Source organism: Wolbachia endosymbiont (group A) of Paraperithous gnathaulax (genome assembly GCF_964028485.1).
Taxonomy (GTDB): domain Bacteria; phylum Pseudomonadota; class Alphaproteobacteria; order Rickettsiales; family Anaplasmataceae; genus Wolbachia; species Wolbachia pipientis.
This window is the reverse complement of sequence record NZ_OZ034784.1, coordinates 1-14089: the sequence shown is the minus strand read 5'-3', so window position 1 is coordinate 14089 and position 14089 is coordinate 1. Positions and strand designations below refer to the sequence as shown.

The 14089-nt window shown below is 34.4% G+C and carries 10 protein-coding genes, 1 tRNA gene and 1 pseudogene; 4 read left to right on the top strand and 8 right to left on the bottom strand.

Translation table 11 applies throughout. From position 1 onward, the window contains the following. Positions 1-22: 22 nt before the first annotated feature. Positions 23-934, bottom strand: coding sequence for a cation diffusion facilitator family transporter (locus tag ABWU74_RS00060; RefSeq protein WP_083250476.1), 912 nt, complete (start codon positions 932-934; stop codon positions 23-25). Positions 935-945: 11 nt separating this feature from the next. Then, positions 946-1018: transfer RNA gene (locus ABWU74_RS00055), tRNA-Val, on the bottom strand. Positions 1019-1267: 249 nt separating this feature from the next. Here ABWU74_RS00055 and ABWU74_RS00050 point away from each other — a divergent pair. The 3 genes from ABWU74_RS00050 to ABWU74_RS00040 all read left to right on the top strand — a co-directional run bounded on the left by ABWU74_RS00050 (position 1268) and on the right by ABWU74_RS00040 (position 4790). Beyond that, a complete protein-coding gene (locus tag ABWU74_RS00050; RefSeq protein ID WP_353289309.1) occupies positions 1268-4096 on the top strand; it encodes a peptidase M2 in 2829 nt (942 codons plus the stop codon). A 65-nt stretch (positions 4097-4161) separates the two neighbouring features. Further along, positions 4162-4617: a hypothetical protein gene (locus tag ABWU74_RS00045; protein ID WP_259348974.1), complete on the top strand. Its 456-nt coding sequence runs from the start codon at positions 4162-4164 to the stop codon at positions 4615-4617. Between the two features lie 17 nt (positions 4618-4634). Continuing rightward, positions 4635-4790, top strand: coding sequence for a hypothetical protein (locus ABWU74_RS00040; protein ID WP_153296799.1), 156 nt, complete (start codon positions 4635-4637; stop codon positions 4788-4790). A gap of 806 nt (positions 4791-5596) precedes the next feature. Here the strand turns inward: ABWU74_RS00040 and glyA are convergent. The 4 genes from glyA to ABWU74_RS00020 all read right to left on the bottom strand — a co-directional run bounded on the left by glyA (position 5597) and on the right by ABWU74_RS00020 (position 10790). Then, positions 5597-6874: a serine hydroxymethyltransferase gene (glyA, locus tag ABWU74_RS00035; protein ID WP_209472475.1), complete on the bottom strand. Its 1278-nt coding sequence runs from the start codon at positions 6872-6874 to the stop codon at positions 5597-5599. A gap of 40 nt (positions 6875-6914) precedes the next feature. Continuing rightward, a complete protein-coding gene (locus ABWU74_RS00030; RefSeq protein ID WP_010081954.1) occupies positions 6915-8135 on the bottom strand; it encodes an MFS transporter in 1221 nt (406 codons plus the stop codon). A 135-nt stretch (positions 8136-8270) separates the two neighbouring features. After that, on the bottom strand, positions 8271-9500 hold the full coding sequence (locus tag ABWU74_RS00025; RefSeq protein WP_010962993.1) for an MFS transporter: 1230 nt from the start codon (positions 9498-9500) through the stop codon (positions 8271-8273). Positions 9501-9575: 75 nt separating this feature from the next. Next, on the bottom strand, positions 9576-10790 hold the full coding sequence (locus ABWU74_RS00020; RefSeq protein ID WP_265024685.1) for an MFS transporter: 1215 nt from the start codon (positions 10788-10790) through the stop codon (positions 9576-9578). A 487-nt stretch (positions 10791-11277) separates the two neighbouring features. Between ABWU74_RS00020 and ABWU74_RS00015 the strand changes: the two genes are divergently transcribed. Further along, positions 11278-11766 (top strand): hypothetical protein, encoded by a 489-nt coding sequence (locus ABWU74_RS00015; protein WP_006280043.1) that lies wholly within the window; start codon positions 11278-11280, stop codon positions 11764-11766. Between the two features lie 45 nt (positions 11767-11811). On the opposite strand, the gene ABWU74_RS00010 is transcribed toward ABWU74_RS00015, so the two are convergent. Both ABWU74_RS00010 and hemE read right to left on the bottom strand, forming a co-directional pair. After that, positions 11812-13005 (bottom strand): pyridoxal phosphate-dependent aminotransferase, encoded by a 1194-nt coding sequence (locus tag ABWU74_RS00010; protein ID WP_010082012.1) that lies wholly within the window; start codon positions 13003-13005, stop codon positions 11812-11814. Between the two features lie 68 nt (positions 13006-13073). Beyond that, a pseudogene (hemE, locus tag ABWU74_RS00005) lies at positions 13074-14047 on the bottom strand (uroporphyrinogen decarboxylase); the annotation flags it as partial. Positions 14048-14089: the final 42 nt, after the last annotated feature.

Here is a 14089-nt window from a genome sequence, read left to right as displayed (position 1 = left end):
AATAGCATAATAATTTAAAACGTCAATGTTTAAGTATCTTATTATCCGCACACTCATCGTATTCGATCTCGACTGTAGAGTGTGCTATCTCGAACTTATCTAGCAATATTTTTTTTATTTCATATAAAACATTGGTGTGCTGCACATTTTGCTTTATTTTAGCATGCATGGTAATTATAAAATAATTATCAGACAGCGACCATGTATGTATGTGGTGCACATCTATCACTTCAGGTAATTCTGATGTGATCTTACTTTTTATCTCTTCAGCAGATATACCCTCAGGCGTACCTTCAAGGAGTATATGGCAAGAATTTTTGAGAATTTTATAGCCGCTATTTAGAATTATCACACTAACAAATACTGATAAGATTGGATCTACTATTTGCCATCCAGTAAGCATGATAATTATAGATGCAAGTATAGCAGCTACAGAACCTAAAATATCTCCTATAACGTGTAGTACAGCACTTTTTATGTTTATATTGCTCTCGCATTTACTATGTAATATAAAAAAGACTATTATGTTAGAGACAAGACCGAGTGTAGCAATTATTAACATTACTTTCCACTCAACATTGACTGGAAAAATAAACCTCTTTATTGACTCAATTATAATGATTACTGCAATGAGGAATAGAGTTAAACCATTAACAAATGCTGCAATTATCTGCAACCGATGATATCCGTATGATCTCTGCAAATCGGATTTCTTAGCTGAAAACCTATGTGCTAACCAGCTTAAAACCAAGGCAAAGAGGTCAGTGAGCATATGCCCTGCATCTGATAATAGAGCAAGCGAATGTGAAATTATTCCACCTACTATTTCCATAAACATTGTTATCGCAACTATTATTATGGAATAGATTAAGCGCTTGGACTGCGCTGCTGAGTGTTTACCGTTATGCACTGCTGTCATATAAAATCTTTTCATAAACAAAAACGTGGGTAACACTGGGTTCGAACCAGCGACCGCTTGCACGTCAAGCAAGTGCTCTACCAACTGAGCTAATTACCCATCGTGGTTTTAGTATAGTGCTTTGGTGGAATGAAAGTCAATAAACCACTTTGCTTTTGTCCTTGTCCAATGTGATTCCGGAATATAGCTGTATAGAATTTCAGCCATATTCTAAATTTTACATATTAAGTTAACTATCTATACTTTATTTATTAAGATATAAATTATATTAATACAGGGATTTACGTTTTTTTAGGGAAATTACTTTATGCTTGATATTGAAAGATCAGCAAATTAGAGGTTAAAATTATGACAATTAGTCAACAAGTAAATAAAAATATAACTAAAGCAGAATATTTCAACAATAACGGCAAAGGGTTTAATTCGCCACATGTTATAGAAGTTGAAGATTTAAATATTAAAGTAGAGGTTTATTCTCACAATTTAAGAGCAAGTAAAGTTGCTAACATTGAAAGTGAGATAAGAGAAACAGCTACTAATTTTAAAAACGCATTCGAGTTAGAACGCGGCAGTTCAGAACAAACATTTAAAATTTACATGTTTGATGACAAGGATGATTACACTCACCTTGGCGGAAGCGAGCGTTTCGGTTCTTACCTTGGAGACGAAGGTGGTAAATGTTACTACAAAGGGAAAGCTGACGTTTTTGCTGAAATGTACGTCTACCAGCAAGGTGGCATTCATAACCTTCAGCATGAATTTGCACATGGTTTAACTTACTTGGCTACAGGAGGCAAATCTTTACCTACAGTATTAATGGAAGGAATTGCAGACTACTTTGAGCATCATTCAGATCATAAATTCAATTCTCAAGGATCAAGTATCGACAAAACTGAAGCTGCAAATTTGGATTTAGATAAAATTTTAAGTTTAGAATACTCAAAGGACAGCGAAGCAAATAGCTTGGTTTATAAAACAGGTCATGCGTTGATAATGTACTTACAGGAAAAAGATCCTAGTTTATTAAGAGACTACCTAGATGCTTTACGTCAAGGTAACTCAGATGAGTCAAAAAGTTTCTTGAAAGACATAAAAGGACACGATACTGACTTCAAAAGTTGGCTTGCTGAGAATGATACAGAAACTGCAATGGAACATCTCAACGCTTTGCAAGTTACAAAAGGAGATTTCATAGCAATTGGTCAAGAAATAGTGGGTGGAGAAATTAAAAACGTATCCTACTATAAAGCAAATATAGAAAAAATGGATGGAGAAAACGTTGGAAGTTTTTCTCCTGTAGAACACGTTGCATTTTATGATGTTGCTCGTGCTATAAATAGGGCAACAAATGATACACTTGATATATCAAAGGAATATCATTTCCTCAAGGTAGTAAAAACTTCCGATGGACAGGATAAACTAACTTACTCTGACCAACAAGGTAATGAATATCGAAACAGTCAAGAGTATAAAAATCAGGCTTTAAGGATATTATCAAAATATGATACAGAAATTAAGAATCAGGTAGATGAATTTGATAATTTGAATAAAGAACGTGGTGAAATGTATCAAAAATATCATAAAGGAGAGATTACTATTGAAGAGTTACGTAATGAGGAAAATACAAAATACAGACCAGCATTTTTAAAGTTTGATCAACTAAAAAACAAAGCTGTTGATAAGATTGAAAATAATTCCCAAGCAGCAAAAATATTAGATGGGCTGGTCAATATCGATCCAAACTTAATCAGAGGTACTCATATTGATCTACAAGAAGGTAAGATTTTTTCTATGCAAGCTCATGGTCAAGGAGATATGGGTGCACTGTCTATATATGACGGAAATACAAAGCTTGGAGAATTATTGAGCGAATCAGGATTTTTTAAGCAAGTTGAAGGCCAAACTAAAGAAACTTTCGTTTTTGAGGATATATTACACAACTTAAATGTTTCATACGAAGGTGGTGCTTACATGGCAGTTACAAAAGAAAACGGTCATTATAAAGCTTCCCTAATAGATGGCAGAACAGTTGAACGTGATGAATACTTTGATGAGGCGCATTTACATGAAAATGAATTGTTGCATCCTAGCACTGGACACATCCAAAAAGATTTAGATTCTCTGCTCCTTAGAGGTACCAAAATTTTGAATCATCAGGATTCAGAGCATGCCCAATATTCTGATGAGCAAAAGGCAAATGGAGTAATCGTAGAAAAAGGAAAACTACTGGATAATAAGGGAACAGATAGGACAGACGACGATGTACACGAAGCGGTTGTAAAACAAGGAGGCGAAAATTTACATACATTCAAAAATATGGGCTTTTATATTACCGAAAAAGGTGATCTATTTATTCATGACCATGGAGCAAATGTAAGGTTTCAACTACCACAAAGTATTACTCATCTAAAATTAGTGGAAAAAGACGGAACATATAAGCTTGTTCCGGTGACGAAAGATGGAAATGAACATCCAATAGGTATGCCAAATATATCAGATGAATATAGATACATAGATCCAATATTTGCACATGAATATGAAAAGAGAGATTATTCCCATAAACATGTAAATGTGGGCCTTATAAACTTAGAGAAATATGGCTCTGGCAAACTTTTTGCTATAAAGTACGACCCAAATGATTATCACATACAAAGAAACTCCAGCGGTGAAATAGTTAGAATAAAAGATCAAACATATTTCACTAAAGTAAAATTGTTTGATGGTGATGAAGAAATTGGAATGTTGTCTAATAACTTTCACAATTTCAAAGGGAAAATATTCTTTTCTGCTGACTACAACTACAGTTATAACGATTTCCTAGCATCTGTTTCTCCTCAAGTTGAAATTGAAGATATGGGAAATGGAAGTAAAAAAATAACTTTTGATCAAGGCAGTGGCGATATCGGTGATACTAATAGAGGCTACACGGACTATCAGAGAATATTTACAAAAGAGAAACAAACCGAAAGTCCAAAAGGGCAAGTAAGTGAAACTAAGACAGAAGTTCATAGTACTACTAATGTTGTTGCACAAGCTGCTGAAGAGAAAACTGCATCAAACGACAATAGTGAAATGCAGTCTGATCAGCCACAAATTCCAACAAGGGCAAAAAGGTCAGCTTCAGTGGAGGAGAAAGAGCAAGAACAGGTAGTATTAAAGACACAATTCTCAAAATAGAAAAGAGCTACGAGCAGGACTCAGAAGGGAAGCATAAGGCAAATGTAACGATAAATTATAATGATGTGAAAGCCTTGTATGATAGAGCGGAAGGAGCAGAAAAGCAATCTGTGTTAGATTTTTGGAACAAACTGCACACATCAGATTATAAGGTTGGTGCTTTGCCGGAAGACAAATACTATTTTGAAAAAGGCAAATTCGTAATCCACGATAGTGGCACAAAGAAGCTTATAGTGTTACCTGAAGATAAGGTGTCCATCAAGATAATGAAGGATGGTGATAGTTATAGTTTAGCTATATCAAGTGGTAATGGCAAAGTAATAAACAGCATTAGTAAAATAGATAATCCAAATTACGAATTGCTGTCAGATTCAAGTCATTTCAATTCAGGGGAGCAAGATAATATTGTATTATCAGATCAACATCACGAATATAATCTTTATCTAGAGAATGGTTTTGTGAAAATGTTCGATTGCGCAAGCGATCACATTTATCACGACCACAACTCGGCCTATATCTAATACATACAAGGAGGGCAGTGCCCTCTTCTTGTCATTCCAGTGTCAAGCACTGCCGTCTTGGATGGAAACCAGCGTCACGCCCTGGAATGACAGGGTTTGTCATCCGAGTAGCCCCTTCGGTGTCATCCCAGTGCCCAGACACTGGGATGGCTTTGTTGCATCGCTACTTATGAAAGGCTAACTATAATTAGGATTATAAGCAACCTATTGAAAATCTTGTTTTTTTGCAATCAATCTGATCAAATTTAAGAATAGTAATTTATTATTTATATTAATAAATTTAATTCTATTGAAAATAGCTAAAGCATTGAAATTCTTGAATTTTAGCCAGATTAGTGAGTGGTAGTGAAATTTCTTTTACTCAAATTTAGGTATTCACTGACCGTTCTTATTATAAATACCAGAATAATAAGCTACTGATATTCTCCATCTTTTTTATCTTTAATCCATCATAGCTAGCGATGCAACAAAGCCCGCTGGAATCCAGCCTTTTCATAATCATTAAAATGTTGTATTTTAACATAAAACGGCTACTTTTATGCTTACTAACTTAATAAAATTCCTGGATCCCAGTGTCTGGGCACTGGGATGACACCCTACTAGCAGAAGTTACTCTCAAATGTTTGTTCATGTTAGCTACAAACATTAAGAAATTTACCAAACGAAAAAAAGGCAAAAGAAATCCCGTATTAGCTAGTTGTCACTCTCTAATCCTGCAAATTGGCGTGCTATACTGTCTTAAACGCTTTATAAGCGCGTTTCAGCTTATATAGGTAAAAACCCAGAAATGTTGTGAAGACGTAGGGTGCGCATAGTGCAAAAAATTAAAAATAAGACGCCAATTACGTAATACTGTTGTCGTTTAATCTGCACAGATTGAAGATAAATGAATACCTTCAGTTTCATGATAAGAGGGCTGGCGAAGGGTGTCAAGTAAGTTTTTTCGTTTCTACCAGCTACTTGGATGACACCACATAAATTAATAAATAGGAAAATTACTACAAATCCTTTCAACTTTAGCTTTTACTGCTTTTTCGACACTTGAGCTATTTCCGCTGATTAATCCTTGAATTACTTCATTTATTAGACCAGCTATCTCTTTAAAATTTTCTGCCTCAAGTCCGCGTGTTGTCTCAGCAGCGGTGCCAAAACGGAGCCCTGAAGTGATGGTCGGCTTTGCTGTATCAAATGGTACAGAGTTTTTATTACAGGTAATACCGGCTCTCTCAAGGCTATCTACAACGTCTTTTCCAGTTAATTTCTGCGATCTTAAGTCAACTAGCACTATATGAGAGTCAGTGCCACCGGTTATAATGTCAAGTCCATGCTTTTGCAATTCTTGAGCCAGCACTTTCGCATTTTCCACGACTTTCTTGCTATAAGTCTTAAACTCTGGTGCTAATGCTTCTTTAAATGCAACAGCTTTTGCAGCTATCACATGCATAAGTGGCCCGCCCTGCAATCCTGGAAAAACTGCGGATTGAATTTTTTTGTGTAATGCTTCATCATTGGTCATCACTATTCCACCACGAGGACCACGCAAAGTTTTGTGAGTCGTGGAAGTCATAACATGTGCATATTCAGCAGGGGATGGATATTCGCCCGCTGCAATAAGCCCTGCATAGTGAGCAATGTCTGCAAGCAAATAAGCACCAACTTTATCTGCAATCTCGCGAAAGCGTTTGAAGTCCATTTTTCTTGGATAAGCAGAAGCACCAGCTATGATCAATTTCGGTTTATGCTCCAGCGCCAGCTTTTCTATCTCATCCATATCCAGCAAGTAAGTGTCTTTATTCACTGTATATTGAATTGACTTAAACCATTTACCAGAAAGGCTTGGTGCCGCACCATGAGTTAGATGCCCACCGCAACTCAGTGATAATCCAAGTATTGTATCGCCTGGAGTAAGCAGTGAAGCAAATACCGCCTGGTTTGCCTGAGAACCAGAATGAGGTTGAACGTTTGCAAATTTAACACCAAACAACTTACAAAGTCTTTCTATAGCCAGACTTTCAATTTTGTCCACATGCTCACAACCACAGTAATATCTTTTACCTGGATAACCTTCTGCGTATTTATTAGTCAGAAAAGAGCCTTGTGCCTCCATTACCGCTTTGCTTGCAAAATTTTCTGATGCAATTAATTGCAATTGTGATTTTTGGCGTTGTAATTCTTTTTCTATAGACTGATAAACCTCGTTATCAAAAGACTTTAAACTATTTTTAGAGCCACAGATTTTTTTTAAAACACTCATCATAGATCAAACCTCGCTTTAATTTTAAGATGCACAAGCAATTTTAAGACTGCTTATCCTGCTTTTTTAACCATAAGAGCCCAAAAACAGCTATCAGCAAACATACAGGAATAATAGATGTTGCTTTTATCAGCAATTCAGCACTATACACAGGATTTCCTTGTATCACTGTCCTATCCCAACACAAATCTATTATTTTTGCGATCCCAGTGTGAAAAAAATAGCCAAAAACCATGACTATCATATTTGACACAGCTGTAGTTAATCCTATTAAGTTATTATTTACATAACTTAATGCTTTGTACAGTGTTACTATTTGATATCCAGAAGCGAAACCTATAACAAGAAGTGCAGGCAATACAATATACAATCCGCCAGCCTGTGTAAAAAGTAAAAGGAAACTAGCAATCATTGCAAAGGAACAGACAATAATAACTTCATAATGTCTATTTGGATATTTTTCTAATATGTGAGCAAAAGAGAGCAATCCAGCTGCAAATCCTACATATATAACAGAAGAAATTGAAGACGCTAGATCACCGGCCATTTGATATACCTCACATAAAAAAGCTTTTGTCCAAGCATCAGCAAAACCTTCTAGTGGACCTACCATTAAGCCACCAAAAAAACTAATTAGAATGATATATTTATTGAAAAGCACAGTTTTTAGATCCTTCATGCTAATTTTTTCTTTTCGAAAGTCGTAAGCATTGTAAGGAATAACTAAAAATAAAGATAAAGCGAGTAAGAAACCAAACCCTGAAAGAATATAAATTACGTAATTCCAACCAAACTCATCAAGCAAAAGTTCTATTGGTAGACCACCATATATTGCCCCTAATAGCCCTATAATAACAGATATGCTTGCCATTTTTGCTGATTTTTCTCGCGGAAAATACATACTGGCAACTTTAAATACTCCTATTACTGACGCAGACGAGCCAATCCCAACAATTATTCTACCTAATACTGAATAATACCACTCATCAAAGCACACAAGAGGTAATGTTCCAATAGATACCAAGACAGCACAAATAGGTAAAACAATTTTTGGACCGAATCTATCAAAACAAAGACCAACAGGGATATGAACTAGTGTAAATCCCACATAGTAGAGACCATTAAATTGCCCTAAATCTGCAATGCTTATATTAAATTTTGTTATTAATACAGGCGCAATTATGTTTGGCATGACACGTAACACATACTGGTATGCATAGAAAAGAGATACTATCAACCATACAAAAAAATTACTTTTCGACATACCTACCACCTAATAAAACCCAATTACAATTAAAACAAAAATATCAAAGTAAAATAAAGTATTATATTTCATAATAACAAGAGCCTTAAATTAGTACATCTAACGATTTTATCATACGAGCCTTCGATAAATTATCTACTTATTACAATCAACTTCTCTAAAATCTTTATTTTTTAACCATAAGAGCCCAAAAACAGCCACCAGCAAACATACAGGAATAACTGATGTTGCTTTTATCAGCAATTCAGCACCATACACAGGATTTCCTTGTATTATTGTTCTATCCCAACACAAATCTACTATTTTTGCGATCCCAGTGTGAAAAAAATAGCCAAAAACCATAACTATCATGTTTGACACAGCTGTAGCCAGGCCTACTAAGTTATTATTTACATAACTTATCGCTTTGTAAATGGTAACCACCTGATATCCAGATGTGAAGCCAATAATAAAAAGCGTAGGTAATACAACATACAAGCCACCAATCTGAGTAAAAAGCAAAAGAAAACTAGCGATCATTGCAAATGAGCATGCAATTATTACTTCATAATGCTTATTTTTATATTTTTCCAATAAATAAGCCAAAGAGAATGATCCTGTTAACATTCCTATCAATATTACGGAAGAGAGAGAAGATGCCAAGTCTTCATTCATTTTATATACTTCAAAAAAGAATGCTTTCACCCAACCATCGGCAAAACCTTGCATTGGACCGACCATGAGTCCACCAAAAAAGCTAATTAGAATAATATGCTTGTTGAAAAGTATGTTTTTTAAGTCTCTAATGCTAACTTTTTCCTGTTGAGCATTGCTTTCAGGCGTTACTAAGAACAGCAACAGAGCAAGTAAACACCCAAATGCTGAGAATGTATAGATAACATAATTCCAGCCAAATTTATCGAGTAAGAAGTCTAAAGGTAACCCGCCACATATCCCTCCCAAAATTCCTATAATTATAGATAAGCTGGCCATTCTTGCTGATTTTTCTTGCGCAAAATACATGCTTGCAACTTTAAAGATTCCAATTGCCGAAGCGGATGACCCAATTCCCACAATTATTCTTCCAATTATTGAATAACTCCACTCATCAAAGCATATAAGCGGTAGTGTTCCGGTAAATGTCAAAACGGTACAAGCAGGTAAAACAAACTTTGGTCCAAATCTATCAAGGAAAAGACCAATAGGTATATGAGCTAGCGTATAGCCTACATAGTATAACCCACCAAACTGGCCAACATCTGCAATACTTATGTTAAATTTTGTTATTAATTCAGGCGCAATTATGTTTGGAATTACGCGTAATATATATTGGTATGCATAAAACAGTGACGTCAACAACCAGATTAAAAAATTCCTCTGCAACATGAATCTCAGCTAAAATTTAGGATTATAGATACTTTAGTTATAAAAAACAATACTATATTAATCATCTAAATCTGCTTAGCTCTTTTTACAGCTTATAACTTTAAGTAACCAAAAGCCTATCATTCCTATTAGTAGGCATATAGGTATTATTAACATAGACTTAACCATTACATCAGTTCCATAAAATGGCTTTCCATCGATAATTTCACCGTTCCAATAAAAATTCATTATATTTGCAATAATGACGTGAAAAAAATAACCAAAACTCATAACTATGGAATTACCTACAGATCCTGCACTTGCTACTGCTTCGTTTTTTACACAACTTACAACTTTAGCAGTAAAAACAATTTGGTATGCAGAAGCAAGACCAATAATGAATAGTAATATACATGCCAGGAGTTCACTAATATTGCATATAAAAAGTAATAAGAACACAATTATCATGGCCATAGCACAAGAAATTATTATTTCATAGTGCTTGGTTGGATTTTTTGCTAATATGTAAGGAAGTAATAAATGCCCAAAGCCAAAGCCTATTAGTATCCATTTTGAAATGCTATATGCAATGTGTCTATCTATAGCGTACATCTCATGCAAGAATGTTGCGGACCACGCATCTGCAAAGCCTTCTAATGGTCCAACCATAAAACCGCCAAACAAACCTATCAATAAAATATCTTTATTAAATATAACTTTGCTTAAATTTTTAATATTTAATTCTTCGTCTGAGGTGCCAACTTTAGGTATAGATATAAAGGTAGTTAAAGCAAGCAATAATCCAAGCATTATACACACAGTAAATAAATAATCCCACCCAAACTTATCAAGTAAGACATGTAATGGTTTGGTGGCAAATACACCACCTGAAATGCCAATAATAACCGATATGCTGAACATCATGGCAAATTTTTCTCTATGGTAATAGATTCTTATTATTTTAAAGAGTCCAAGTACTGAAGCAGAGGATCCAATACCAGTAATTATTCTTCCAATAATAGAATAACTCCAATCATTAGAACTGACTAAAGGTAAAGCACCTAAAGATGTTAATGCAATACAAATCGGTATAACAACTTTAGAACCAAATCTATCTAAAAGAATACCTACAGGAATATGTGCTAACACATAACCTACATAATACAGTCCACAAAATTGTCCTATTTCTGTTGTTCCTATATTAAACCTTACTACCAATTCAGGAATTATAATATTTGGAATTACGCGTAATATATATTGGTATGCATAAAACAGTGACGCCAACAACCAGATTAAAAATTCCTCTGCAATACTTTACCCCAAAGCTAGCATTATAGATACTCTGTTTATAGAAAACAATATTTTTATGAATACTTATTTTAATTTACCGGAATTTTATACAGTTGAACTCATAGCCAACATAAGTAGTTTATGCATTAACTAAATTTTCCAGGTTCAAGTTTGGATGATGGAAAAAGTTCACTTTTTCTATTTTTAAAAGAGACCTTTTATTTTACTTATAATTTTTTCTACCATATCTACAACTGGCTCATGAATAAGGTATATGAAAAAAATTACACCACAAATGATAAGTATATTTATGATTTTACCCTTATTCATCTTTATCTTGAGCTTCACTTTTGTTACAAGATCCATTTTATTTATGTTTTTATTTCATGCTGACAATTATATCTTAAATACCATAATTTTCAGTAAAATTTGACTTCAGAAGTATTCTATTAATTCAATATTAACCTTTTTATGTGTAAAATAGTTAATATAATATTAAAGCAGGCTGATGAATATAAGCACGATAGATAATACGCTGCAAAATTACATAACAAAATACATTGAACAAACATTCGCTACACACGTGCTAGGCAATAGATACGACAAATTGTATAGGAAACTTCTAAGTGGTATAGAAGAGATAATAAAGCTTGCTGTAAATGAAGCAAAACACTACGATGAAAATTTAGAAGATCTATATAACGATTCAAGATTTAATAAGAAATTTATTCAAGCTGTTGCTAAACATCAGGTGTCGGAATTTTTAAATACTTATCCGAAAAGAAAAGAAATTGTTGCAGAATTTTACAATGAACATCACATTAACGAAAGTGATTTAAAGACTCTGGAAAAGGGGAAAGATTTAGTAAATAAAATAAATAACATTAACTTACTGCAACAAAATGAAAAAAATGAGGAATTCAATATTAGAAAGACACTTGCTCAATCAATAAAAATGCCTTCCATAGAAAAACACAAGTTAGAACATTCAAAATAACCTTGGCGAAGTATGGCAAAATATACAACTTATGGATAGTCTATTTCATTTTAACTCCTGGCACGCTTTAGTAATACTATCACATCCAATTTCTAATTGTTCCTGAGAGGTTGCATAAGAAATTCTGATAAAATTTTCTAGACCAAATGCAATTCCTGGAACCACAGCAACCAAATGATCTCCCAGTAAGTATTCAGTAAAATCTAAATCATTATTTATTATCTTACCACTTTTTGTGCTTTTACTGAGCAATCCTTCACATGAGACAAATAAATAAAACGCACCTTGTGGAACAGACGCTGATAATCCCGGGGCAGAATTTAGCTCTTTCACCATAAAATCTCTACGACTCTTAAAAATCCTTGTTCTTTCTTTCAAAAAACTATGATCACCGTTTAATGCTGCTGCTGCTGCTGCTTGTGCTATCGAATTTGGATTAGAAGTGCTTTGAGACTGCAGCGTAGAGATAGCTTTTACCACATCACTTCTACCTGCAATATACCCTATTCTCCAGCCTGTCATTGCATAGGCTTTTGATACTCCATTGACTACAAAAACTCTATCATAAAGCTTCGGCTCAACCTGAGCGATAGTAAAAAACTTTTCGTCGTATATTATATGCTCATAAATATCATCTGTAACGACATTCATATGTGGATATTCAAGCAATATTTGTGCTATGTCTTTCAATTCATCACATGTGTACACAGCTCCTGCAGGGTTGTTCGGTGAGTTAAGAATTAACCATTTAGTTTTTTTAGTTATCCTGCTTTTCAATAATTCCGCTGTCAGTTTAAAATTTTGTTTGCATTCTACTACAACTGGCAAGCCGCCAAAAAGACTTACCATATCAACATATGAAACCCAATAAGGAGCTGGAATAATAACTTCATCTCCAGAGTTAATTGTTGCCATGAACAAATTGAATAACACCTGCTTAGCACCTGTACCAACACAGATTTGGTTAAGCGTGTACTCGAGGTTATTATCCTTTCTTAACTTATTAATTATTGCTTCTTTCAGCTCACGCGTTCCATCAACAGCAGTATATTTAGTCTTACCTTCACTTATTGCTTGAATAGCTGCTTTTTTTATATGATCTGGAGTATCAAAATCCGGTTCTCCTGCAGCTAAAACACAGATCTTTTTTCCTTCATTTTTCAACTTATTTGCCTTATCAGTTACAGCAATCGTAGGTGATGGTTTTATTAGGGACATTCTTTTTGCAAGGTCTGACATATCTTACTGAAGCTAAATTCAAATGATAAACCCCGTACAACAAAAAAGCTAGAATTTTGTGTATTGTATTAGTAGCTTTTTACCAGGTTTACCAATGCAGCAATATTTTCAACTGGAGTATCAGGGAGTACTCCATGTCCGAGATTAAATATGAAGGGTAAATCTCTAAAGCAATCTATTATACGTTTTGCTTCTTTGATTGCTTCCGTTTTATTATAGGCTAAAAGATTAGGATCAAGGTTTCCTTGTAGAGGGATGTTTAGATTCGCTTTCGCCCATTTTATTGGAACATTATAATCTATACTTACTGCAGATACACCTGTTTGTTCGCAGTAATCTTTATAAAGATTTCCAGCAGACCTTGGAAAACCTATTATTGGAAAATCAGAAAATCTATCCTTTATTGCCAAGATAATTCTCTTTGTTGGTTCGATAACATATTCTTTAAACAATGGTTCCGATAACGCACCAGCATTACTGTCAAATAGCTGAATAACATCTGCTCCAAATTCTATCTGTTTAATTAGATAAATAATCGTTACTTCCGTTATTCGTTCAATTATTTCCTTCAAACACGAAGGATAAAAATTTAATACTTTGGAAAAAGTTTTGCTGCTCCTACCTTCTATGATGTATGAGGCTACTGTCCATGGTCCACCAGCAAATCCTATGAGAGATTTTTCTTTTGGTAATTGGCTTCTGACTTTTTTTATAGCGTTTAGAATTGGTAAGGTTTTAGTTTCAATTTCTTGTGGACCCTTCAATTCCTTAGGACTTTCCACGGGTTTTATTATTGGACCTACACCGCGTACGAAATTCACGTCACAACCCAAAACATCAGCTATTATTAAAATGTCTGAAAAAATTATCGCCGCATCCATGTCAAATCTTGTCACCGGCTGTAACGTCAATTCTGTCACTAAATCTGTGTTGTAGCATATCTCCATAAAATTATTCATATTTTCTACTGCTTTGCGGTACTCAGGAAGAGACCTGCCAGCCTGACGCATTAGCCAGATAGGCACTCTTCCACCCGGCTCATTTCTCTTAATAATTTTCGTTATTGTTGTTTTGCCGCTTTCCA